A 23,793-nucleotide genomic window follows, 5' to 3' on the forward strand; every position below is an offset into this window, starting at 1 on the left:
GCCCTAGGTTGTTCCAGAGCGCGAGCGTGGGCTCGGCTTGGTTCATGCTGTAGAAGTGTAGGCCAGGCGCGCCGCCGTCGAGCAATTGCTGGCTTAGGCGCGTAATGACTTCTTCGCCAAACGCGATGATGCTAGCGCTGTCGTCGCCGTAGCTGGCGATTTGTTGGCGTATCCAGCGTGGAACTTCGGCGCCACAGGCATCGGAGAAACGCACCAGATTTTTGAAGTTAGTAATTGGCATGATGCCGGGGATGATAGCAATATCGCAGCCGGTCGCGCGAACACGATCGACGAAGTGAAAATAGCTATCGGCGTTAAAGAAATATTGCGTGATGGCGGAGTTGGCGCCGGCGTTAGCCTTAGCGACAAAATTGCGCACGTCATCGGCCAGCGAGGCGGCTTGCGGATGGCATTCCGGATAGGCCGCAACTTCGATCTTGAAGTGATCGCCACTGTGCTCGCGGATATAGCGCACCAAGTCGGCGGCATACGGCAGCTCTTTGCTGCGCGCAGTCACTTCTGCTGGCAAGTCGCCGCGCAGTGCCACTAAGCGATCAATGCCCATCTCGCGATAGCCATCGAGCAGCTCAGCGATCTCGGCTTTGCTGTCGCCAACGCAGGATAAGTGCGGCGCGACCGCATAGCCCAGCGCTTGCACATCACGCACCGCACCCAAGGTACGGTCGCGAGTGGAGCCGCCGGCGCCGTAGGTCACTGAGAAAAACTCAGGATTTACGGCACCTAGGCGACGCGCCACTTCACGCAATTTCTCGGCACCAACATCGGTTTTTGCCGGAAAGAATTCGATGCTGAAGTGGCTCATATTAGTACTTGTAGCTCTCAGGTTTGAATGGACCTTCAACCGGCACGCCGATGTAATCGGCTTGTGCTTGAGTGAGCTTAGTCATGACGCCACCAAAGCCGGCAACCATGGCCGCAGCAACTTCTTCGTCGAGCTTTTTCGGCAGCACTTCAACGCGAATCTGTGCGGCTTTTTGATCAGCTGGCAGGTCAGCAAACTTCTCGCCATAGAGGAAAATTTGCGCCAATACTTGGTTAGCAAACGAGCCATCCATGATGCGTGATGGGTGACCGGTGGCATTACCCAAGTTCACCAAACGACCTTCTGATAGCAAGATGAGGTAGTTGGGGTCGGTTGGGTTGGCTTCTGTGCCGAAGGGCGTGCGGTAAACTTTGTGCACCTGAGGTTTAACTTCATCCCAGACCCAGTTTTTGCGCATAAAGGCGGTGTCGATTTCGGTGTCGAAATGGCCGATATTGCAAACCACTGCGCCATTTTTAAGCGCACGCAACATAGCCGCGTCGCAGACTTTATCGTTGCCGGTAGTGGTCACGATTAAGTCGGTTTCGCCGAGCAGACGGGCGTTCACGTCTTCATCGCGGCCAGTAACGATGCCGTCGTTGTAGGCCGAGACTAGCTCGAAGCCATCCATGCAGGCTTGCATAGCGCAGATAGGATCGACTTCAGTGATGCGGACGATCATGCCTTCTTGGCGCAATGAAGCGGCTGAGCCTTTACCGACGTCGCCATAGCCAACGACCAAGGCGCGACGGCCCATCATCAGCATGTCGGTGCCGCGTTTGATTGCGTCATTGAGCGAATGGCGGCAGCCGAACTTGTTGTCATTTTTCGATTTTGTTACCGAATCGTTGACGTTGATCGCAGGCACTTTCAGTGCGCCTTTGGCCGCCATTTCGATCAGGCGCATAACGCCAGTGGTCGTTTCTTCGGTGATGCCGTGAATGCTCTCGAGCATTTGTGGGTATTTTTGGTGAATCAGGCCGGTAACATCACCGCCGTCATCAAGAATCATATTGGCAGCCCAAGGCTTGTCGTCGACTAGTACAGTTTGCTCGATGCACCACCAGAACTCTTCTTCAGTCAGGCCTTTCCACGCGAAAACTGGGATGCCGGCAGCAGCGATAGCGGCGGCGGCGTGGTCTTGTGTGGAGAAAATATTGCACGATGACCAACGCACTTCGGCGCCCAACGCGACCAGTGTTTCAATCAGCACGGCAGTCTGAATGGTCATGTGGATGCAGCCGATAATTTTCGCATCTTTCAATGGCTGGCTGGCGGCGTAAGTCGCGCGCAGGCCCATCAGCGCTGGCATTTCAGCTTCGGCCAAGATGATTTCTTTGCGGCCATAAGCAGCTAAGCTGATATCGCGAACTTTAAAATCGGTAAAATTTTGTAGATTAACTTGAGCGTTCATCAGGAGACTCTCCGAGCGAACGGGCGCCGTTGACTAGAAATGCAATCGAGCCTGACAGAATATTCCTTGCCGAAATAAGCTGCTGCAGCGCCCCTCGATCGCCGGGTTGGCGCGCAGTATAGCTGCTCGCGAGCAAATATCCAAAATTATTGATATAGCAATTGTGGGCTTTTTTAATGGAAGGCATAGCCGCTGTGTAAGTCATCGCATATGGCTGCCTAAAATTTAGCTTTGTGGTACTTTTGTAAGCTAATTTTCCGTAGGGCTAATTCCCATGCGCACACTAATTTTGTCGGCAATCGCTATTGCCTCTTTTTCTTCTATTTCGCATGCCGCCACTTTTGGCGTGACACCACAGGTGGGTTTGGCCGGTGCTGGCGCCACGGTGCAGTGGGGCTTCAACGAGTACTTGGCTTTATCGGCGGGTTATACAGGGCTTGATCGCAGCATTAGCGATGTCAAAACTGATGATGCGACTTATGACGCAGATATATCGATCAAAAATCCGCAGCTATTTGTGAATTGGGCGCCGTTTGGTGGGCATTTCCGCATGTCATTTGGCGTGGTGGCGCAGAATAGTAAGGTTGATTTGCGCGGTAAGGAATTTAGAGACCCTAATGTGCAGAGTGCAACTGTCAATGCCGAGTTTGCTCAGTCGGTAGCTCCCGCGCTAACACTGGGTTGGGAGACGCCGTTAGATAAAATAGGCTTTGGCTACCATTTCAGTATTGGTGCTATGTATGCGGGTAAGCCAGAGGTTGATGCAAATATTCAATGCACGATTACATGCTTCGGCCTCGAGCAAGAAGAAGAGCGCAAAATTGAAGACGAGCTCTCTAAATACAAAGTTCTACCCATCCTACAAGCCGGCGTTTTGTATCGTCTGTAATGCAGCGCTGATACTGGCCACAAATAGCTAGCATGCTCCGGCATCATCAATAAGTGCGTCGCATGCGGCGCGCCTAATAAAAATAAAAGAAATGAGGCACGCCATGCGTTTAACGCTATTAACGATAGCCCTTGCTAGTCTGCTCGTTGCTTGTGGTGGCAGTAGTAATAGTTCGTCGGGAGTCACGAGTCCACCGGCGTCGGATACAACAGCATCTGCCAATAAAGCCGCCAACTGCAAAGCCTTTGCACCCGATCAGTTCGTCACTCGTAATGACATTACGGCTGGCAGCCGCACGGCCGATGCCACACTGATGCTGCGCTTTTTACATTACACCGATGACCACATCATCGATGACGAAGGTCAAACCATTAATGGCCTAGGCGTTTCCGATCCGATATATCCGCTATTTGAATCAGCACAGCGCCTGCAAGAAGAGTACTCAGACGAAGTGCTCAATAATATGATCGGCCATAGCAACGACTGTATTAAAGAGTATCCAGCGGCCTTTATGATCGTCACTGGCGATAGCGCCGACCTCACCACGCTGGCCGAAACCCGCCGTTTTATCGATAATCTCGATGGCACATTCGATCAAATGAGCGCATTTGAGAAGTCTTGTGTCGCAGGCCTGCCTAAAGGCACGCCGACATTTGTCATTCAGCAAGCCTGTACACGCTTTACAGGCCGTGGCGTGCCCGATAGCCAAAGCCCAGATCCTGATGTCAGTGACCCAAGCTTTCAGTTCACGCTAACTCGGACATTGCGCCAAATCGTCAATCAGCTGGCTGCGCAGCTAGGGCGCGATGATAAAGGTGGCACCGATCCAAGTCGCCAAACATTGACTCAAGCTCCAGGCCTACCGCAGGTTCTGCGCTGTAATGGCACAGATGCAGGCTGTGAGAACCAGGCATTAAAAACACCGTGGTATGTCGCTTTTGGTAACCACGATGGCTATTTGCGCGGCACGCTGCCATTGGGCGTGGGCATTAATGAGCTGTCATTTTTGACCACGGGCCGGCGCCATATTGTTCAGCCGCGCGAGTTCATCCAAGAGTTTTTTGAAACTAGCAGCCAGCCAGTTGGTCATGGTTTTAACTTCGTTGAAGCCGCGCGCCGTGATGACGGCGACAAACGCAACGATGGCTACTACGCTTTTACTAGCGGCAAGTTCCGCATGTTAGTGCTTAACACTGTCCTTGATGGCACTGATCCGCGGCTACCCACCGATCTCATTCGTAATCCGCTCGCGCTCTCTGATGGCACCATCGATAGGGCACAGTTTAATTGGGTAAAAGATGAGTTAGATAAAGCCTATAAAGCGAAGCAACTAGTAATGGTTTTTTCGCACCATCCAGACTTAACCTTTGCTGAATTCGGCATGTTTGCCGCTGCCGTGCCTATCGAGGTGAAAGCAGAAGAGCTAAATGCTGAGTTGGCTAGCTATCCGAATATGGTGGCTTGGCTGGCAGGGCATACCCACTTGCATCGCGTACGCCCCTTTGCCGTGACTAGTGGTGAGGATGGCAAGTTGGCCGGAACTAACGGAGAGATTAGCTCGTCGATAGCATGCAAAAAGCCGGGAGTTGCCAGCGATGGCAAACCACATTGCCGAGGCTTCTGGCAGGTCGAAACGGCATCGCTGATTGATCATCCGCAAGAGCAGCGCCTCATTGAGCTATTCGATAACGGCAATGGCACCGGCACGCTACGTGGCCCTGTGCTGACACATACCTACGAGCGCTCACGCAAATTGGCCGAGGCCGATGACCGCTGCCAATTTTACCTGCTCGATCCAAATAGTCTGCAAAAGCTCAGCAGCGATGGTGGCCTAGATGCTATTTGCAGTTTTGGCCTAACGCGCCAAGGCACACCACTTGATCGCAACGTTGAGCTAATGTTCCGCATGCCAACGTTCTGACTTTAGTCGTAGGGCGTGCGCGCATAGGTTTCGTGCGCGCTTTCGCCTGCTAAGCTGATTGATGAGTTGAGTTTTCATCGGAGGCACAGGCATGGCGCAAGTCGAATCGCAGGCCACGGAGCATCACGGCGAAAGCCTGCGCCGTTTTATGCGCCAGCACCCACCATTCGACCGCTTGCCCGAAGCTGAATTGCAGTTTTTGCTCAGCCGCGGCCAGCTGGTGTTCTACCAGGCTGGCAGTGTCTTATTCAGCCCTAGCGGTACGCCCGTCGAACACTTTTTCATGGTCTATCAAGGCCGCGTGCAAGGCGTTCGCCATGAACATCAGCAAGACCATGTGCAATTCGAGATTGGTTTAGGTGAGTGTTTTCCTCTAGCTGCTTTGATGGGCGAACGGCCGACTCGCACTGAGCATGTCGCACTTAATGACACTTTTTGCCTGCGTTGGGCGCGTGATGATTTCGCTCAGCTAGTGCGTGAATCCGAGCCATTTCGCGAGTTTGCTCTGGGCGGTGTTAGCGGCTTACTTGCCGAAGTTGGCCGACAAATGCAGCAGCATGTTGCTGGTCAACTGGGTAGTGATTTTTCTATGGCTCAGGCCATAAGCAGTCTTGTTGCGCGCGCTCCAATTTTTGCCATGCCTAATGCCACGCTTGCCTCCGTGCTTGCACAAATGGAAGCCTCGCATGTCAGCAGCATCGTCATCATTGACTCAGGGCGGCGGCCGATTGGCATTTTTACATTGCGCGATTTACGCCGTCGCTTGGTTCTCGAAGGTTGGCAACCCGAGGCACCAATATCAGCTTGGATGACGCCGCAGCCGATCACCGTTGAGCATGACTTACCGGTGTTTCAAGCGGCATTGCTGATGGCCGAGAAAGGCATCACGCATATGGTGATTTGCCGCAATGGACGCCTGCTTGGCGTCTTGGCTGAGCGCGATATCTTTGCCCTCCAGCGGCTTAATTTAGTCAGCTTAAGCCGAGATATTCGCTGTGCTACGCGCATTGATCAGCTGCAATCCAGCCGTTTGGCATTAGCTAAATTGGTTGATCAGTTGCTCGCTCGCGGCGCTCAGGCCGATCAAATCACTCAGCTTATTGCTCGCCTCAATGATCAAATCGTACAGCGCGTTATTAGCCTAGTAAGCGCTAGTCATGGTGCGCCAACGCGACCATTTTCTTGGCTCTGTTTTGGCAGCGAGGCGCGCGAAGAGCAGGCCCTGCACACCGATCAAGATAACGGTCTATGGTTCGATGCCGAGCCCGATGAGACCGAAGCCGTGCGCCAGCAATTTCTGCCATGGGCAAGCGAGGTCAATAAGCAGCTCGATAGCTTAGGTCTGGTTTGGTGCCCAGGTGGCATCATGGCGGGGCAGCGGAAGTGCTGCTTGAGCGCGGCAGAATGGCGACAGCGCTTTGCGAAAATCATCCACGAGCCAACACCAGAGAAAGTATTGGAAGCGGTTATTTTCTTCGATATGCGTGCCGTGCAAGGCGACATCGCAGGCGTTGAATCTTTGCGCCAAACCTTGCTGGAGTGGACACAGCAGCGTGATATTTTTCGCCGTATTTTGACTGAAGATGCTCTGCGCCGCCGGCCACCACTGGGGCAAATTCGCGACTTTCGCTTAAGCCGTGGCGGCGATCACCCCAATACCTTTGACCTGAAAACCGAAGCTCTAGCGCCAATAGTCGAGGCGGCCAGAGTGCTCGCGCTTACCCATGGCGTGTCGTCGGTATCAACCACTCAGCGCCTGCGTGATTTAGCTAGTGTAGATGGTTTAAGAGCAGTCGATGCTGCGGCCTATGAGGAAGCATTTCAGCACTTACAACTGCTGCGCTTGCAGCTACATCAAGAGCAGCAACGCGCAGGTCTCGCCTTGCATAACCGCTTAAACCCAGATCTGTTAAATCCATTAAATCGTCGAATTTTGCGCGAATGCCTGCGCCAAGTGCAGCGTCTACAGCGCGATATGGCGAGCCGAGTTGGGCTATGAAGCTCTCGCAATGGTGGCAAGTGATTCGTCGGCCATTGCCTGCGTGGTGGCCACAGTCAGCAACGCTCGATGAGACGCCATTGGCGAGCGATCGCATCATTATTTTAGACACCGAAACCTCGGGGTTTTCTGCACAGCAAGATCAACTGCTGTCATTGGCGGCGGTCACTTACGAGGCCGGCGCTTTAAGTATGGGTGAGCAATGGTATGCCACGCTCAACACATCCGATGCGCAAGGTTTGGGCGATAGTGTCTTGGTGCATAGACTTACCGCCAGCCAATTAGCCGATGGCATGGACTTGAACGAGGGCATCACCACCTTGGCGCAGTTTGTCGGCGCGGCGCCGGTGTTGGCCTATCACCATGGCCATGATCGTAGTTTTATTAAGGCGGCGATGTACCGCTCTGGCTATCCCATGCTGCCTTGGCGTTGGCTGGAGGCGGCCGACGTGTTTGCTTTGGCATGGCCAGCTGCCGGGCTGGAGCAAGCGAGCTTAGATGACTGGTTGCAGTGGCATGAGATCGTGGTCGAAGAGCGCCATCACGCCTTGGAGGATGCATGGCTGACGGCGATGTTGTGGTTAAAGGCAGTGCCAGCATTGGCTGCGCAAGGCATCACAACGCGTGTGAAGTTGGTTAAGGCTATGCAGTCAAAACGTGCGCTAATCCGTCAGCGCGCGGGCTAGCACGAGGTTTAATCTTGCGTCGTAGTTGTCGGCTCTCGAGGCGTCCACCGCAGTGTACCCATAACGTAGTCTGTCAGAGGAAAGGTCAGATTAAAGTTCACCGCCGTCATGTCGTCGCGATGATGATGCAGGCGATGCAGATGCGCCATTGCCGCCAAGCCTGGCACGAGCCGGTGCAGCCAATGACCATCGGGCAGATGATCGCTAAAGTGAAATGCTTCATAGAGCACGTAGGTGCCGCTAATGCCGGCCAACCAAAGCCAAGCGGCATTAGTCGAGACAAAATGATTAAACGCCCATGCGCCCGGAGCACCAATAAACGCGACAACGACGATAATCAACCACGCTGGAAACAACACCACGCGCCAGTCGCTTGGCGATTGCCATTGCATATTACTGTCGGTGAAAAAGCTGTGGTGGTCGCCGGTATGGCGCTGGTAAAAAAGCTTGGCCCAGCGTTTTTTGCGATGCCCAAGGCTTAGATGTATGGCGTATTCGCCAATATTTCCCAGCAATAGTGCGAGGGCTAGCACTAGCCATTCGAAGGTTTGCACCGCCTCTAATTGCGCCATCGATACCAACACCACCGTGAGGCCGGCGACGGCTATCCAAAGCGCATGCAAGCGCCCGGAATAGCGCGGATGCATGGCGGCACGATAGCGTGCGCGAAACGCCTCGGTATCGTGCTTCATTGCGGCTGCCAGTTTTTAACCAAATCCATGACCTTATTAGCCTTTCGACCCATGATTGCGCAAGCCGTGAGCATGCCGCCCATGAGCGCGCCACCAACACCAGCGGTGACAACATCTTGCCCTGTTAAGGCTAAGCCTGGCACGGGCGTAATGGGGTGTAGCCAGCTCTGACGAAAGCGCTCAACGTCATGATCCAAGCCGTAAATTTCGCCTTCGGGATAATTGCCAAACCAAGCGGTGGAAAGTGGCGTCGACAGTTCGGCATAGACCAAGGCATCGCGCAGCTGCGGCAGTTCTTTATACAGCGCCTCTAGCAAGCGTTCCTGCAACTGCGCTTTGAAGGTGTCGTAGTCTTCGCCGCGTTGGCCCCAAGTGGTGTCTTGCCATTTTTCAAACCACTGCCATGGCGCCATAGTCAGTACTTCCACGGTACTTTTGCCGGGATAGTTGGTGTTCCAGTCGGGGTCTTTCGCTGAAGGAAAGGAAATATAGAGCATAGGGAACGGAGCGTTTACATCGGCCTGAAAAGCAGCAGTATTGGCCTCATGATGCGGTGTCGGATAAATCCATAGGTTGGTTTTTGGCAGTCCCAGCTCAGCAGCAGTGCCTTTAAAGCCGGCATAAATACATAAATGCGCGCTCGAGGTTTTCACCTGCTTGAGCTTGGCGGGATAGCCCAAGGACTCGCGCACAGTAGCCGGTAATAGCTTTTCAAATGTTAGGCGCGCGCCAGCAGAGCTAACGATTTGTGGCGCTCGCAAGACATCGCCATTTTCCATGCGAACACCAACTGCACGGCCCTTCTCAATGACGATTTCTTCGACCTTGGCATAGGTGAAAACCTCACCGCCACCGGCGCGAATCACCGGCGTGATGGTGTCGGGAATCTGCCATGAGCCGCCGATAGGATAGCTGCCGCCGCCAAAATAGTGCTTAACCACCGTGGCGTGCATTAGGAAGGAGGCATCACGCGGCACCATGCCGTAGTCGCCCCACTGGCCAGTTAGTACGCCAATAAGCTCTTGATTTTGCGTGAGTTCTTCCAGGACTTCGCGCACGCTGCAGTAGCAGTTTTTTGGCACTAATAAGGGCCGCGCGGCGTGGTAGGCGCGACCCAATAAACGCGGCATGGCTTGGCCAGCAAAGAACTTTTGCGCTGAGCGCGCAGTTTCATCTACTAACTCGATGTATCGGCGGATAGCGGCTTCTTCAGCTGGAAAGTGCTCTACCAGACTATCGATAAGCGCGGCACGGCCTTCGACGAAATCCACACGGCGATCACCAATGATGATGCGATCGTAAGTGTTGTCCATGGCCGACCATTTCAGCGCGCCATCGCTAATCACATCAAATAAGCGACGCAAGGTGCTGTGGGGTTTATGCACTTCGCCGATGTAATGCACACCGACATCCCACTCAAAGCCTTCGCGCTCATAGCTGTGGGTAAAGCCGCCGGCGGTGTAATGCTGCTCAAGCACGCAAACACGTTTTCCGAGCTTAGTCATTAGCGCGGCAAGGCTAAGGCCGCCAATGCCGGAGCCAATAACGATAATGTCGTAGTTTTCCGCTGCGCGGCCGCTACGGTAGCGGCGTCCAGTTCGACGCATATGCGCTCCTCTCTGCTTCTAGGTCAGGATGGGTCAGGCAGTGAGCTTTGCGAAGATACGAGCTTTACGCAAGTACTAATGGCGAAACATATTTTTAACGCGATTGAAGTGCTCCATTCCCGATGTTTATGCGTATTATCAAAGACATCATCAGCACAGAAAGGGCGAAAACATGAGCATTCAAGAAATGAATCGAAAGATGGCCGAATGGCGTGCCAGCATGGATGCCCACGCATTAGAGCCGCAGCAACGAAAAGTTATGGAAGAGTCGATGGACGCGATGGCGTTGCAATTTCGCAGCAATCAGCCGCCCAGTGCTGAGGCGTTCGAAAGTGAGCTGCATCGTCTAGAGATGATGTGGGCTGCCGATCATCCGCTGTTGGCAACCATCATCACGGAAACCCTGCGCCGCTTATCGGCAATGGGCATCTAAGCCAGCTGCCACCAAGTTAAAACCGACTTGCCGAGCGTCCCTGCTCAGTAAGTCGTTAGGGCTTTTACAGATCTGCTTTTGCAGCCCCGTTGTTACAGACCAGCTTCAGCGCGCAGCATTTCAGCTTTATCGGTGCGTTCCCAAGTAAACGCTGTCGCGGTGTGTTGCTTAGCGACTTTGCGGCCTTGCTCCCACACGGTGTGATCGTAAGTCAGCTCGTAGGGCTTGCGGCCGAAATGGCCATACGCCGCGGTTGGGCTGTAAATCGGGTGCAGCAAATCGAGCTGGCGGGTGAGGCCATAAGGGCGCAGGTCGAAATGCGCACGCACTAAATCGATGATGCGCTGATCGCTGATTTTGCCAGTGCCGAACGTGTTGATCGAGACCGAGGTTGGCTCAGCCACGCCAATGGCATACGACACTTGAATCTCACAACGATCAGCCAAGCCAGCCGCAACAATATTCTTCGCGACATAACGACCGGCATACGCTGCCGAGCGATCGACTTTCGATGGATCTTTACCTGAGAAAGCGCCGCCACCGTGACGTGCCATGCCGCCGTAAGTATCGACAATGATTTTGCGGCCAGTTAAGCCGCAATCGCCCATGGGGCCGCCAATTTCAAAGCGGCCTGTTGGGTTGATGTAGAACTTGGTGTCTTTGTTTAGCCACTCTGCCGGCAACACTTTTTTAACGATGAGCTCCATCACACCTTCGTGCAGATCGGCATCGCTAACGCTGGTGCTGTGCTGTGTAGAGAGCACCACAGCATCGACGGCGACTGGCTTGCCATTGGCATAGCGGAAGGTGATTTGCGACTTGGCGTCGGGACGCAGCCAGGCGAGTTCACCAGATTTTCGTGCTTGTGCTTGGCGCTCCATTAAGCGGTGCGCATAGAGAATTGGGGCAGGCATCAGCGCGTCGGTTTCATTGCTAGCATAGCCAAACATCAGGCCTTGGTCGCCAGCGCCTTGATCTTCGGGCTTGCTACGATCAACGCCTTGAGCGATGTCAGGAGATTGCGCGCCGACCATGTTCATCACCGCGCAGGTGCGGCCATCGAAACAGACGTCGGAGCTGTCGTAGCCAACTTCGACAATCTTATCGCGGATGATTTTTTCGTAATCGATGATGGCGGTGGTGGTGATTTCACCGGCGATCAGAGCAACGCCTGTTTTGACAATAGTCTCGCAGGCCACACGGGCTTGCGTGTCTTGCGCCAAGATGGCGTCGAGCAGAGCGTCGGAGATCTGATCTGCAAGCTTGTCCGGATGTCCTTCAGACACCGACTCGGAAGTGAAAATGCTGTATTCGCTCATAACATCGTCCTAACGGGTAGTGCCGCGAGGCGCGGCAGCGGGTTTTTGAAATTCATGAATTTGCACACGGAAGCCGTTGCGCAAGGCTAAATAGTCGGCACTTACTGGTAGCACGCCGGCGCGCCGCGTCCAATGCAACAAGTCTTCGGCAGGAAAGCCTAACCAAGCATCGCCACAGGCATCACGCACCCAGTCTTGGTCGTGCTCACATAGCTCAGTGATGATCAAGCGGCCATCATCGGCCAGCTGCTCGCAGGCGAGATCGATGAGTTGCTCGGGTTGCGGCACATGGTGCAGCACCATATTGATGACGACGGTATTGGCCTTTTTTTGCAGAGCGTGCGAGAGCAAATCACCATGCTTGAGCGTGATATTACTGAGCTGCGCGCCAGTCACCACCGATTGAGCTTTATCGAGCATTTCTCGCGAAGCATCGATAGCCAAAACTTGCTCAAAATGCGGACTGACCATGGGCAGTAAGTCGCCTTCACCGGGGCCAATTTCCAGCAATAACTCGCCTGGCACACGAATCGCGCGCTCGGCGGCCAAAGGACCGTATTCGCTAAATGCGGCGATTTGCTCTTGCTGGCTGCGAAAGCTAGTGGCGTTTTCAGTAAAGAAACGCTGTGAGGCTTGCGCGCGTTGCTCGTGTATCGTTTTTAAGCGCTGCATCACCGCCAATGGCAATGCGCCTTCATCGAGCTCGGCCATCAGTCGACGTTTCAAGCTTCCGGCTTCAGCACCACTTGGGTCGCGGCGATAAAAAACCGTTGTACGTTCACGCCGAGTAGTGACAAGGCCGGCGTGTAATAAAATTTTCAGATGATGGCTGAGCGACGGCTGTTTGCTATCGAGCAGAAAACACAGCTCCAACACACCAAATGCGTCGCGTTCGAGCAAGCGCAAAATTGTCAGGCGCAGCGGATCACCGGCCGCACGCAACCAGCTCGCGAGTTGGGCAAGAGCAGAGTCGGTGGCGATGAGTGGCGCAGGTGAGCTTGGCATAGCACGGCAGTGTAACTGCCAATGATCGCTATATCAATTTTTTTTGATTAAACATCTCGGGTATTTGCTGTAGCTTCTGTAACAACAAAAAGCCACAGCATATGAAGGTGCTGTGGCTTTTCGTTGATGCTTAAATAATTGTATTTAATGTAATAAATACAATTATTTAGTCGGCATCTTGCAGCGGGTCGGTTTGTTCGCGATGAGCCAAATATTCAGGTCGCGGCTCAAGGCCATTGGCTGGTGTACCTAGCATATTTTCTACGCTGTTATAGACCAGAAAGGCGTTAGCGCGTGGATGCTCAGACGTGACATCAGCGCTGCAGTGCTGAATATTGCAGTCGAAAAACACCACGCTTCCGGCATAGCCTGTTGCACTGGTGACTTCGCCTGCTTGATGGGTCAGCAGCGACAAAATCTCTGGAGATGGCTGGCCCATGGTGTGCGACTCGTGCGCGGCTTCGTCGTCGGTGACGGGGCAGGTAGCAGGATCAACACAGCCAACATAGGTTTTATGCGAGCCAGGAATCAGTAACTTTGGCGCATGCTCCGCAAGGTTATCGGTGAGCAATACTGAGCATGACAGAGCGCGCATAGCAGGCATGCCATCTTCGGTATGCCAAGTTTCAAAGTCTGAATGCCAGTAAAACTCTTCTTGCGTATTGGCGGCACGATAGTTCAAACGGCTTTGGTGCAAATAGACTTCGCTGGCCAAAATATAGCGCGCAAACTCAAGTAGTTTGGGATGGCGAACTAGGCGATCAAACAGCGGGCTAGCCGATGGCAGGTCGAGAAACGACAGAATGTCATCGCTTTCTTGCTCGCGCAGAACCAGCGGTGAGTCGTTAGCCGTTACTTCATCGCGAAGTTGAGTCATCGCAATCGTGAGCTCAGCCACTTCATCGGCAGTGAGCACATTGGGCAATACTAAAAAGCCTTGCTCAGCAAATTTGGCTTCATCTTCAGCACTCAGCCATTCTGGGCGAGCACTGGCTTCCGACCACACCACGGGCTCATGGCGACGTGCAAGTAAATGCTCGCTTATAGCTCGTGATGGATAGGGGTCGCGGCATAGGGACAACATAAAATTACTCCGGATCTGCTGGGTAAGCGCCATCTGGGCCATGGACTTCGTCACCGCGTAAGGGCGGATCAAAGACACAAATTAGGCGCAGGCGTGTGGTGGCACGCAGCAGGTGGCGGTCGTGCTTATCGAGCGCATACATGGTGCCGGGCTGGATCGCGATAGGCTCACCTGGTGTCGGTGCGTCTTCGCTGCCGTGTAGTGGCTGAATCTCGCCCTCACCTTCAATGCAGTACACAGCTTCTAGGTGATTTTTGTACCAAATATGCGTTTCAGTGCCTGGATGAATCCAGGTTTCATGCAGAGAAAAGCCCATGCCATCTTTGCGAGTCAGGAGACGAAAGCTTGACCAGTTATCGGCATGGACGGCTTGGCTGCTGGCCGCAATCTCATCAAAATGGCGAATGATCATGCAGTTTTCTCCTCAATGGTGGCAGGCGCTAAGGTGCGGCGGGCGTGAGTTAGAGCTTCATCAAAAATGCGTAAGCCAGCTTCTAGGTCGGCCTCGCTCATGATTAGTGGCGGCAGCATTTTGACCACTTCGCCATGTGGGCCACAGGTCTCAATAATCATGCCCTGCTCGAAGCAGCGCGCGCTCACAGCATCGGCCATGTCGCTATTTTCTAAAACGATACCGGCAACCATGCCACGACCGCGAATGGCGGTAATGCCTGGATGGCGTTTGCGCAGGCCTTCAAGGCGCTGATGCAATAAGCGGCCTTTGACGCGGACCTCATCAGCAAAGCTGTTGTCGGCCCAGAAGGTGTTAAGCGCAGCAGTGGCGGTAACGAATGCCGCGTTGTTGCCGCGGAAGGTGCCGTTGTGAGCCGATGGCGTCCAAATATCGTACTCAGGCTTGATCAACACTAGCGCCATAGGTAAGCCATAGCCCGAGATCGATTTCGACAAGGTCACGATGTCGGGGTTGATACCCGCTTGCTCAAAGCTAAAAAATGAACCGGTGCGGCCACAGCCCATTTGAATGTCATCGACAATCAAGAGCATGTCATGGCGACGGCACATGGCAGCAAGGCCACGTAGCCAATCGGCTGATGCGGTATTAATGCCACCTTCGCCCTGAATACATTCGACCAAAACAGCGGCTGGTGCGTCCATGCCTGAACCTGGATCGCTAAGCTGCTTTTCGATCAAGTCGAGAGTGTTGATGTCGCGACCATAATAGTTGGCGTAGGGCACAAACTGCGTGTCAGTCAGTGAGGCACCAGTGGCGTCGCGGAACTTGCTCGAACCCGTGGCGGCAACCGAACCCGTCGTCACACCGTGGAAAGCGTTGGTAAAGCACAGGATGTTGTTGCGTGCTTTGACCAAGCGAGCCAGCTTCAAGGCTGCTTCCACAGCGTTGGTGCCGGTAGGGCCGGTGAACTGAATTTTATAGTCGAGGCGACGCGGTTTTAAAATCGTACGCTCGAAAGTTTCGATGAACTCACGCTTGGCTTCTGTGGCCATGTCTAGGCCATGCAAAATGCCATCGGCCTGTAAGTATTCGATGAGCGCAGCCTTCAGCGTGGGATGGTTGTGGCCATAGTTCAAGCTGCCAGCGCCGGCGAAAAAGTCGAGGTACTCACGACCTTCTTCGTTGGTGATGTGGCTGCCAACAGCGCGGGTAAACACCGTTGGGTAGCTGCGAACATATGAGCGAACTTCCGACTCGAGTCGGTCAAAAATGGCTAATGGCATAGTTTATTTCTCCTGTGAATTTTGTAGGCTGTCGGCAAGTGGGGCGGGAAATGGCCCGATGCGAAACAGTTGCTCGGCTTCATGGCCGTGCGTGCCGAATAGTTCGGCCTCAAAGTGTGTCGAAATGGTCAGAGGGCAATTCAAGCGCTCGGCCAATTTCGCAAATAAGCGGGCGGAAGCCTTATTGCTAGGGCTCACCGTGGTCTCAAGAAAACACACATCGCGACATGAATGACGTGCCAAAAGACCGGCTAATAAAGTTAAGGCAAGGCCTGTGCCGCGATAGCGTTCGCCAACAACAACCTGCCAAATAAATAAAGTGTCGTGCTGCTTGGGCGGGATATAGCCAGAAATATAGCCGGCTAAGATCTCGCCTTCCTCTGCCAAGATGCAGGTGTCGGCGAAGTGCCAGCTGTGCAGCAGATAGGAATAGCAGGAGTTCAAATCAAGCGGCGGTGATTGCTCAATTAGCTCATAAATGCGAAGGCCATCGGCCTTTTCAGGTTGGCGTAGCGCTAGCGTTTGTGCGGCAGCTACTGGTGGTTTTAAGGCGGATGTCATTAGCGTCCTCTTCAGTTGTAAATCTTATTCAGGCGACTCGGCATGAATGGGGTCGACAGCCAGAATGGCGGAGGCATCAATATTGCTGGCGCCAAATAAGCTAACTAAGCGCTCAAGCGAGAGGGCGATGGTGGCTTGCTCTAGCTCGGGCATATTGCTCAGGCCATCGGCCAGCCGCGCTTGTAATGGAAATGGCGACAGTGTTGCGAGTGTCTTGCCCTCAGGCGTGATCGCAACATGTACTTGGCGGCGATCGTCTATTGAGCGAGTGCGAGTGACCATGCCTTTGTGCTCTAGGCGGTCAATTACGCCGACCGTTGTGCTCGGGCTTAAATCCAAGCTCTGGCTTAGCGTTTTTACTGGCATCGCGCCGTGTTTCTCCAATGCGAGTAAAGCAATGAGCTGCGGCGTGGTGATGTCTTGCTTGCCTTGCAGCTGCTTGGAGTGCATGTCGACGGCACGAATGATGCGGCGTATAGCTCTTAATATGCGCACTTCGTAATCCGGGAGTTCGTGGTCAGGAGTCATGTAATTAGTCGTTCTTAATGAAATCATTTGAGTAGAAATCATTTCTAGTGTTACTATTTTGGCGTCAAAAGTCAACCCCGAGGGTGTCCTGTGTTCCCGTTGGACCAACTGCTTTTCTTTTTCGCGCTACTTAATCCCTTCCTTTTAAGCTTGTATTTGATCGACCTGATGGTGGCGATGCCAAGTCGCCAATTTGCCCACGTGCTAACGCGCGGTGTGATCATGGGCGGCGTTGTCTTCTCCGTCTTTGCGCTAACCGGTGAAAGCCTCTTTACCAATTTGTTGCATGTTAATTTCGCGTCCTTCCAGATTTTTGGCGGCGTGCTGTTTTTGCTTGTTGGCATCCGCTTCTTCTTTGAGGGTGTGAGTGCATTGAGTGGCCTGCGCGGCGATCCTGAGCATGTTGCCGGCTCTATCGCCATGCCATTTTTGATTGGGCCAGCGACTGTATCTGCCGCAATTTTAATGGGCGCATCTATCCCGAAATGGCATGCCGTTGGCGTGGTATGGCTGACGTTACTGCTAATGGTGTTTGGCTTGTTGCTGCTGAAATTCATTCATGATCGTGTCCGTGTTAAAAGCGCGCGCCTAGTCGATCGTTATGTCGAAGTCACTGGTCGTGTATCAGCCTTGGTCATTGGCACTTATGCCGTTGAGATGTTGGCGCAAGGTATTGGTCGCTGGGTGGCAGCAATGTAATTAATTGCCGCGATGGACAGCATCAGCGACAATATGTACCCGCGCGGCTTTAATAAGCCGCGCGTTCTTATTTTTGCCCGCCGACTGGAGTGCCCCGCATGCCCGCGCAGCCTTTAAATCAACGCCACTACGCCAACGCCATTCGGGCGTTATCGATGGATGCAGTTCAACAGGCTAATTCGGGTCACCCCGGCGCTCCGATGGGCATGGCGGATATCGCCGAAGTCGTCTGGCGCCAGTTCATGCGCTACAACCCGGCCAATCCCAACTGGATCAATCGCGACCGCTTTGTGCTCTCCAACGGCCACGGCTCCATGCTGCAATACGCATTGCTGCACCTGACTGGCTTCGATGTGTCCATCGATGACTTAAAAGCTTTTCGCCAGCTGCACAGCAAAACTCCAGGCCACCCTGAGCTTGGTTACACGCCCGGCATTGAAACCACTACTGGTCCACTTGGCCAAGGCATAGCTAACGCCGTCGGCATGGCGCTGGCGGAAAGCACGCTCGCCGCGCAATTTAACCGCGACAATCTCGCCGTCGTTGACCATTTCACCTATTGCTTCTTAGGCGATGGCTGCTTGATGGAAGGCATCTCGCACGAAGTCTGCTCGCTGGCGGGCACATTGGGCTTGGGCAAGCTCATTGCCTATTACGACGACAATGGCATCTCCATTGATGGTGAAGTTGAAGGCTGGTTTTCCGACGACACGCCGAAGCGTTTTGAGGCCTATGGCTGGCAAGTGATCGGCCCTATCGATGGCCATGACGCCGATGCCATTCGCACCGCCACGCAAGAGGCGCAAGCTGATATTTCGCGCCCAACAATGATTATCTGCAAAACCGTGATTGGTGCTGGTTCGCCAAATAAACAAGGCAAAGAAGATTGCCACGGTGCGCCATTGGGTAAGGATGAAATTGCCCTGACTCGCGCCGCATTGGGCTGGGAGCACGAGCCCTTTGTCATTCCAAGCGAAATTTATGAAGCCTGGGATGCGCGTCCAAAAGGTGATGTCTTAGAGAAAAACTGGGACGGCCTGTGGTCGCAATACGAGCAAGCACACCCGAGCTTGGCGGCCGAATTACTACGCCGTTTAAGTGGCGAATTGCCAGCTGACTTTGCCGCCACTGCGGACGCGTGGATCAATGGCTGCGCCGAAAAGGGCGATAGCATTGCCTCACGCAAAGCCTCGCAAAACACGCTGAACACTTTTGGTCCAGCATTGCCCGAATTACTTGGCGGTTCAGCCGACTTGGCCGGCTCCAACTTAACCTTGTGGAAAGGCTGCCACGGCGTGCAAGACCATGCTGATGGCAACTATGTTTATTACGGCGTGCGCGAATTTGGCATGAGCGCAATCATGAACGGCGTCGCCTTGCACGGTGGCTTCGTGCCTTATGGCGCCACCTTCCTGATGTTCATGGAATATGCCCGCAACGCCCTACGTATGGCGGCGTTGATGAAGCAGCGCGTAATTCATGTCTACACTCACGACTCCATCGGCCTTGGTGAAGATGGCCCGACTCATCAACCAGTCGAGCAGCTCGCCAGCTTGCGTCAAACGCCAAACTTGAGCTCATGGCGTCCAGCCGACACCGTGGAGTCAGCGGTGGCATGGCGCGAAGCCTTATTGCGCAAAGACGGTCCAACCGCCTTGGTATTTTCACGTCAAAATCTCGCGCACCAAACGCGTACGCCAGAGCAAATTAACAATATCGCTCGCGGTGGCTATGTATTGCGCGATGCCGAGCGCGTCGACGCCATCATTATCAGCGCCGGTTCGGAAGTGGACTTGGCCATGCAGGCAGCCGAGACCTTGACTGCCGAAGGCTTGGGTGTGCGCGTGGTGTCGATGCCATCGCCCGATATCTTCCTTAAGCAAGATGCCGCCTATCGCGATAGCGTGCTGCCATTGAGCGTACGTAAACGTGTGGCAGTCGAAGCTTCCATCACCGATTACTGGCATCGTTTTGTCGGTCTCGATGGCGCGGTGATTGGCATGACCACTTTCGGTGAGTCAGCACCAGCTGGTGACCTCTATAAGCACTTTGGCATCACTGCTGAAGCCGTTGCCAATGCCGTGCGTGGTTTGGCCTAAGGCATGAATCAGCCCGCGATGAGACTGCGTGTAGCGATTAATGGTTTTGGCCGTATTGGCCGCCATGTGCTGCGCGCGCTGATCGAGGCTGGTGAGCGCTATGACATTGATATCGTCGCCATTAATGATCTTGGCGATGATGAGTCGCTGCTGCATTTGCTACGCTACGACACTACCCATGGCCGTTTGCCGGTTGCTGCTGAGTTAGAAAATGGCGTTTTGCGTATTGGCCGCCAGCGCATCCGTCTATTAGAGGAAGCCCTGCCAGAAAAGCTGCCGTGGAAGCATTTGAGCGTTGATGTGGTGCTTGAGTGCACCGGCCAGTTTCGGGCCCAAGCTCAGGCGGCGCGGCACTTAAGTGCTGGTGCAGGCCGTGTGGTGATTGGCGCGGCACCATTCGATACGGCCGATGCCATTATTGTCTATGGCGTTAATGACGGTGATTTGCGCGCGGAGCATCAGGTTATTTCTGCCGCCAGCTGCACTTCGCACGCGCTTTGCCCCATGCTGCAGGCACTGCATGATTTCGCCGGCATTGAGTCGGCCTTGATGACGGAAATTCACGCCTTCACTTCCGATCAAGTCTTGCTCGACCATGTTCATCGTGACCCACGCCGAGGCCGCGCTGGCGCACACAATATGATTCCCACCACGTCGAGTGCGCTCGGTGTGGCGCGCAAAATATTTCCCGACTTGGCGGATAAAATCGGCGGCTATTCTTTGCGTGTGCCAACGCTAAACGTCGCTGCCATCGATCTCACCGTGCAACTCACGCGCGATGTTACCGTGGCCGATTTGCACCAAGCCTTTATGGCTTATGCGCAAGGCCCCGGCCTTGGTTGGATGAGCATTAATAATGAGCCATTGGTATCGTCGGACTTTAACCATCGCGCCGAGTCATTGATTGTCGATCTCACACAAACTGAAGTGGTCGGCCGCCAAGTAAAAGTTTTCGCCTGGTATGACAACGAGTGGGGCTATGCCAATCGTCTGCTCGATCTCTGCCAGCGCATCGCCAGCCTGCCGCCTGCGCCGAAGTATCCCGACGCCGCCGCTGTGCTGAGCGATGCTTAAACCGACTTTGAAATAACTGTAGGAATGCCATGATGCCTGTTATTGCCATGACCGAATTAGACTTGACCGCCAAGCGCGTGCTGATTCGAGAAGACTTAAACGTGCCAATGAAAGCTGGTGTGATTCGCTCCGATGCGCGTCTGCAAGCGGCGCTGCCGACCATCCAGCAAGCCCTGAGGCAAGGCGCTGCAGTATTGGTTTGCTCGCACTTGGGCCGCCCAACGGAAGGCGAGTTTAACGAAGAGCTTTCACTGGCGCCGGTGGCTGCTTGGCTAAGTGAGAAGCTTGGTCAAAATGTGGCGCTAGTGCGTGATTATTTAGCAGGTGTGGATGTAGCGCCAGGCCAGGTCGTGCTACTGGAAAACGTACGCTTTAACGTTGGCGAAAAGAAAAATGCCGACGCATTAGCGCAGCAATATGCCGCTCTTTGCGATGTGTTCGTGATGGATGCTTTTGGTACTGCACACCGCGCTGAAGGCTCCACACATGGCGTTGCCAAGTTCGCCCCAATGGCCGCCGCCGGCCCTTTATTGGCAGCCGAGCTGCATGCCCTAGGCCAAGCACTTGATGCGCCAGCGCGTCCAATGGCTGCCATTGTTGCCGGCTCGAAAGTCTCGACCAAGCTCGATGTGCTGACATCTTTAAGCAGCCTCTGCGATCAGCTCATTGTTGGCGGCGGCATCGCCAATACCTTCTTGGCCGCTGCCGGTTTCCCAGTCGGCAAGTCGCTGTGCGAACATGACTTGCTCGACACCGCGCGCGCCATTGCCGCGAAAGTCGATGTGCCATTACCTACCGATGTTGTAGTGGCAGAAATCACTGGCCCCATCGAAGACTTCATGGCCTTCGTGCAAGCTGCTACCCCTGTGGTGAAAGCAGTAGCCGACGTTGGCCCTAATGACATGATTTTGGATGTCGGCCCTGACACCGCCAAACGCTTTGCTGAGTTATTAAAAGCGGCGAAAACCATTCTGTGGAATGGCCCTGTTGGCGTTTTTGAGGTCGATGCCTTCGGTGAAGGCACGAAAGCCTTGAGTTTAGCTGTGGCTGAAAGCAGTGCCTTCTCTATTGCTGGCGGTGGCGATACGCTAGCGGCCATTGATAAGTACGGCGTGGCCGATCGTGTGTCCTATATTTCCACTGGTGGTGGCGCATTTTTAGAATTTGTTGAAGGCAAGGAATTGCCCGCTGTGGCGGCTTTAAAAGCGGCAGCGGCAAAATAATTTAGGGTTTAACGCGGCGTACGTCGCATAGGAGAGATGATATGGCGCTGATTAGCTTACGCCAATTGCTAGACCACGCCGCTGAGCACAGCTATGGCGTACCGGCGTTTAACGTCAATAACTTAGAACAAATGCGCGCCATCATGGAAGCGGCCGATAAGACTGACTCACCGGTGATCGTGCAGGCTTCGGCTGGTGCGCGCAAATATGCCGGTGCTCCATTTTTGCGCCACTTGATCTTGGCAGCCATCGAGGAGTTTCCACATATTCCCGTGGTCATGCACCAAGATCACGGCACCAGCCCAGCCATTTGCCAGCGCTCCATCCAGCTCGGCTTTAGCTCAGTGATGATGGACGGCTCGCTCGGCGAAGATGGCAAAACGCCAACTAGCTATGAATACAACGCCGGCGTTACTCGCCGCGTAGTTGAGATGGCGCATGCTTGTGGTGTTTCAGTAGAAGGCGAAATTGGTTGCTTGGGTTCTCTGGAAACTGGCTTGGCTGGTGAAGAAGATGGTGTGGGTGCCGAAGGCATCCTCGACCACTCGCAAATGCTGACCGACCCAGAGGAAGCCGCGCGCTTCGTGCAAGACACTGGTGTCGATGCCTTGGCGATTGCCATTGGCACGTCGCATGGCGCTTACAAATTTACGCGCCCGCCAACCGATGACATTTTAGCGATTGATCGCATTAAAGAAATTCATGCGCGCATTCCCAACACGCATTTGGTCATGCATGGCTCGTCCAGCGTGCCGCAAGAGTGGCTGCAGATCATTAACCAATACGGTGGTGATATTAAAGAGACTTACGGTGTGCCAGTGGAGCAAATCGTTGAGGCGATTAAGCACGGCGTGCGTAAAGTGAATATCGACACCGATTTGCGCTTGGCATCGACTGGCGCGATTCGTCGCCATATGGCCGAGCATCCAGCCGAGTTTGATCCACGTAAGTTCTTTAAAGACACTATCGTTGCTATGCGTGATGTCTGCGTCGATCGCTATGTCGCATTCAATTGCGCAGGCCAAGCTAGCAAAATTCGCGCGCTGTCTTTAGACGCAATGACTGAGCGTTATATTCGCGGCGAGCTGCGCCAACAGGTGCAATAAGCTGAGCTGTTAGTCGGCATGAAAACTGCCTAATCGCTTCATAAAAAAGCCCGCTAAGCGGGCTTTTTTATGTCTTGAGGTATTAGATTTGGCTCACGAGGAGCTTAGCTAGTCGAATCTTCTTACAGGCCAAACCAACGGCGCTCACGAGTTTTGCGAATCTCTTTCTCATCCTGAAACTCAACCAAGCCAGTTTTCAAATCCATCATTTTTAATGTGAATTTGTAGTACTGATCGCGCATGCTGCCATCTTGCTTGGCAATCCCTGATAAGTTGCCGTAAATCATATAGCGAGCGCCAATTTGTTGGCCCATTTTCACCGACTGGCGCTCATCGACTAGGCCGCTATTGCGCTGATAATCAAATTGGCGCGCGACTTCGGCGACCACACTCATGTCGACAAAGCGGAAGCGGCCGGACTTAATCAGCTGGGTGCTAATGGTGTCAGTCACCGATTCGGTATCGATGTGTTCAGCGGTTTTATTGCGGATGGCATCGACAAAAAGCACTGGTCGGCCATCACGGGTGATGTTCATCACGGCCGGCGAGTTGAGCAAGTCATCAACCATTTTTGCACTGATGAGCTGAAGATCGGTGGAGCCAAAATCGGTGTTCACGGTTTCGACTGCGCGAGCATCGCCGTATTGTACTGAGGCGCAGCCGGTAATAGTCAGTGCCGCTAGTGCTACAGGCAAGCACAGTGCTTTTAAGGGAATATTCATTAGTTAACTCCTGGGCATTGCCCGTTTATAACGGATAAATCCGACTGTAGCTGACACGCGGCGAGGTCACCACATGTACCAGTGTGATTTTGCCGGCGCGAACCGGCACGATGAGTGGCTGCTCGCCGACGATACTGAGGCGATGATCGCCAGCGCTTACGCGTTGACGTGTGACATAAACCTGCGCTGGCAGATTGCTCCATTGGCGCAA

23 protein-coding genes and 1 riboswitch are annotated in these 23,793 nt (G+C 53.9%); of the genes, 10 read left to right on the forward strand and 13 right to left on the reverse strand.

Annotation, left to right across the window (positions count from 1 at the left end):
• Both metF and ahcY read right to left on the reverse strand, forming a co-directional pair.
• The coding region (gene metF, locus AC3DKE_RS07755) for a methylenetetrahydrofolate reductase [NAD(P)H] (RefSeq protein ID WP_487990351.1) at positions 1-823 on the reverse strand (823 nt) is incomplete at its 3' end.
• A 1-nt stretch (position 824) separates the two neighbouring features.
• Entirely contained in the window at positions 825-2,237 is a 1,413-nt protein-coding gene (gene ahcY / locus AC3DKE_RS07760) for an adenosylhomocysteinase (RefSeq protein WP_340675737.1), read from the reverse strand.
• A 14-nt stretch (positions 2,238-2,251) separates the two neighbouring features.
• Positions 2,252-2,339, reverse strand: a riboswitch (S-adenosyl-L-homocysteine riboswitch).
• Between the two features lie 172 nt (positions 2,340-2,511).
• Between ahcY and AC3DKE_RS07765 the strand changes: the two genes are divergently transcribed.
• The 4 genes from AC3DKE_RS07765 (at position 2,512) to AC3DKE_RS07780 (ending at position 7,732) form a co-directional block, all read left to right on the forward strand.
• Positions 2,512-3,126 carry a hypothetical protein gene (locus tag AC3DKE_RS07765; protein ID WP_340675736.1) on the forward strand — a complete coding sequence of 205 codons (615 nt, stop codon included), beginning with the start codon at positions 2,512-2,514 and terminating at the stop codon, positions 3,124-3,126.
• Positions 3,127-3,229: 103 nt separating this feature from the next.
• Positions 3,230-5,047, forward strand: a complete 1,818-nt coding sequence (locus AC3DKE_RS07770) for a metallophosphoesterase family protein (RefSeq protein ID WP_340675735.1) — start codon at positions 3,230-3,232, stop codon at positions 5,045-5,047.
• 91 nt (positions 5,048-5,138) lie between these two features.
• A complete protein-coding gene (locus AC3DKE_RS07775) occupies positions 5,139-7,046 on the forward strand; it encodes a DUF294 nucleotidyltransferase-like domain-containing protein (protein ID WP_487990353.1) in 1,908 nt (635 codons plus the stop codon).
• Complete coding sequence (locus AC3DKE_RS07780; protein WP_411729671.1) at positions 7,043-7,732, forward strand: 3'-5' exonuclease; 690 nt, start codon at positions 7,043-7,045, stop codon at positions 7,730-7,732. The genes AC3DKE_RS07775 and AC3DKE_RS07780 overlap by 4 nt, the downstream gene beginning before the upstream one ends.
• An 8-nt stretch (positions 7,733-7,740) precedes the next feature.
• Here the strand turns inward: AC3DKE_RS07780 and AC3DKE_RS07785 are convergent, their stop codons facing one another.
• Together AC3DKE_RS07785 and AC3DKE_RS07790 are read right to left on the reverse strand one after the other, a co-directional pair.
• Positions 7,741-8,424, reverse strand: coding sequence for a sterol desaturase family protein (locus tag AC3DKE_RS07785; protein WP_379071894.1), 684 nt, complete (start codon positions 8,422-8,424; stop codon positions 7,741-7,743).
• The gene (locus AC3DKE_RS07790; protein WP_487990355.1) at positions 8,421-10,031 is read right to left on the reverse strand and encodes a phytoene desaturase family protein; all 1,611 of its coding nucleotides are present in this window, start codon (positions 10,029-10,031) and stop codon (positions 8,421-8,423) included. Before AC3DKE_RS07790 ends, AC3DKE_RS07785 begins: the two co-directional genes overlap by 4 nt.
• A 172-nt stretch (positions 10,032-10,203) precedes the next feature.
• Here AC3DKE_RS07790 and AC3DKE_RS07795 point away from each other — a divergent pair, with 172 nt between their 5' ends.
• Positions 10,204-10,464, forward strand: a complete 261-nt coding sequence (locus tag AC3DKE_RS07795; RefSeq protein WP_340675730.1) for a hypothetical protein — start codon at positions 10,204-10,206, stop codon at positions 10,462-10,464.
• 92 nt (positions 10,465-10,556) lie between these two features.
• Here the strand turns inward: AC3DKE_RS07795 and metK are convergent, their stop codons facing one another.
• The 7 genes from metK to AC3DKE_RS07830 form a co-directional block, all read right to left on the reverse strand.
• Positions 10,557-11,783, reverse strand: a complete 1,227-nt coding sequence (gene metK / locus AC3DKE_RS07800) for a methionine adenosyltransferase (protein ID WP_340675729.1) — start codon at positions 11,781-11,783, stop codon at positions 10,557-10,559.
• A 9-nt stretch (positions 11,784-11,792) separates the two neighbouring features.
• Positions 11,793-12,788, reverse strand: coding sequence for an ArsR/SmtB family transcription factor (locus tag AC3DKE_RS07805; protein ID WP_487990357.1), 996 nt, complete (start codon positions 12,786-12,788; stop codon positions 11,793-11,795).
• 166 nt (positions 12,789-12,954) lie between these two features.
• Positions 12,955-13,872, reverse strand: coding sequence for a phytanoyl-CoA dioxygenase family protein (locus AC3DKE_RS07810; RefSeq protein ID WP_340675727.1), 918 nt, complete (start codon positions 13,870-13,872; stop codon positions 12,955-12,957).
• Between the two features lie 4 nt (positions 13,873-13,876).
• Positions 13,877-14,284 carry an ectoine synthase gene (locus tag AC3DKE_RS07815; RefSeq protein WP_340675726.1) on the reverse strand — a complete coding sequence of 136 codons (408 nt, stop codon included), beginning with the start codon at positions 14,282-14,284 and terminating at the stop codon, positions 13,877-13,879.
• On the reverse strand, positions 14,281-15,570 hold the full coding sequence (gene ectB, locus AC3DKE_RS07820; protein WP_379071907.1) for a diaminobutyrate--2-oxoglutarate transaminase: 1,290 nt from the start codon (positions 15,568-15,570) through the stop codon (positions 14,281-14,283). The genes AC3DKE_RS07815 and ectB overlap by 4 nt, the downstream gene beginning before the upstream one ends.
• 3 nt (positions 15,571-15,573) lie before the next feature.
• Positions 15,574-16,131: a diaminobutyrate acetyltransferase gene (ectA, locus tag AC3DKE_RS07825; RefSeq protein WP_487990358.1), complete on the reverse strand. Its 558-nt coding sequence runs from the start codon at positions 16,129-16,131 to the stop codon at positions 15,574-15,576.
• Between the two features lie 24 nt (positions 16,132-16,155).
• Positions 16,156-16,659, reverse strand: coding sequence for a MarR family winged helix-turn-helix transcriptional regulator (locus AC3DKE_RS07830; protein WP_340675723.1), 504 nt, complete (start codon positions 16,657-16,659; stop codon positions 16,156-16,158).
• A 99-nt stretch (positions 16,660-16,758) separates the two neighbouring features.
• Here AC3DKE_RS07830 and AC3DKE_RS07835 point away from each other — a divergent pair, with 99 nt between their 5' ends.
• The 5 genes from AC3DKE_RS07835 to fba all read left to right on the forward strand — a co-directional run bounded on the left by AC3DKE_RS07835 (position 16,759) and on the right by fba (position 22,860).
• Positions 16,759-17,358, forward strand: coding sequence for a MarC family protein (locus AC3DKE_RS07835; RefSeq protein WP_340675722.1), 600 nt, complete (start codon positions 16,759-16,761; stop codon positions 17,356-17,358).
• Positions 17,359-17,456: 98 nt separating this feature from the next.
• On the forward strand, positions 17,457-19,457 hold the full coding sequence (gene tkt / locus AC3DKE_RS07840) for a transketolase (RefSeq protein ID WP_487990359.1): 2,001 nt from the start codon (positions 17,457-17,459) through the stop codon (positions 19,455-19,457).
• Positions 19,458-19,460: 3 nt separating this feature from the next.
• Positions 19,461-20,531, forward strand: coding sequence for a type I glyceraldehyde-3-phosphate dehydrogenase (locus tag AC3DKE_RS07845; protein ID WP_487990360.1), 1,071 nt, complete (start codon positions 19,461-19,463; stop codon positions 20,529-20,531).
• 32 nt (positions 20,532-20,563) lie between these two features.
• The gene (locus tag AC3DKE_RS07850; protein ID WP_340676134.1) at positions 20,564-21,754 is read left to right on the forward strand and encodes a phosphoglycerate kinase; all 1,191 of its coding nucleotides are present in this window, start codon (positions 20,564-20,566) and stop codon (positions 21,752-21,754) included.
• A 41-nt stretch (positions 21,755-21,795) separates the two neighbouring features.
• On the forward strand, positions 21,796-22,860 hold the full coding sequence (gene fba / locus AC3DKE_RS07855) for a class II fructose-bisphosphate aldolase (protein WP_340675719.1): 1,065 nt from the start codon (positions 21,796-21,798) through the stop codon (positions 22,858-22,860).
• A gap of 122 nt (positions 22,861-22,982) precedes the next feature.
• On the opposite strand, the gene lpoB is transcribed toward fba, so the two are convergent.
• Positions 22,983-23,576, reverse strand: coding sequence for a penicillin-binding protein activator LpoB (gene lpoB / locus AC3DKE_RS07860; RefSeq protein WP_487990375.1), 594 nt, complete (start codon positions 23,574-23,576; stop codon positions 22,983-22,985).
• Positions 23,577-23,607: 31 nt separating this feature from the next.
• On the reverse strand, positions 23,608-23,793 hold a 186-nt coding region (locus tag AC3DKE_RS07865), incomplete at its 5' end, for a hypothetical protein (RefSeq protein WP_487990362.1).

It is taken from the genome of Paraperlucidibaca sp., from assembly GCF_982810325.1.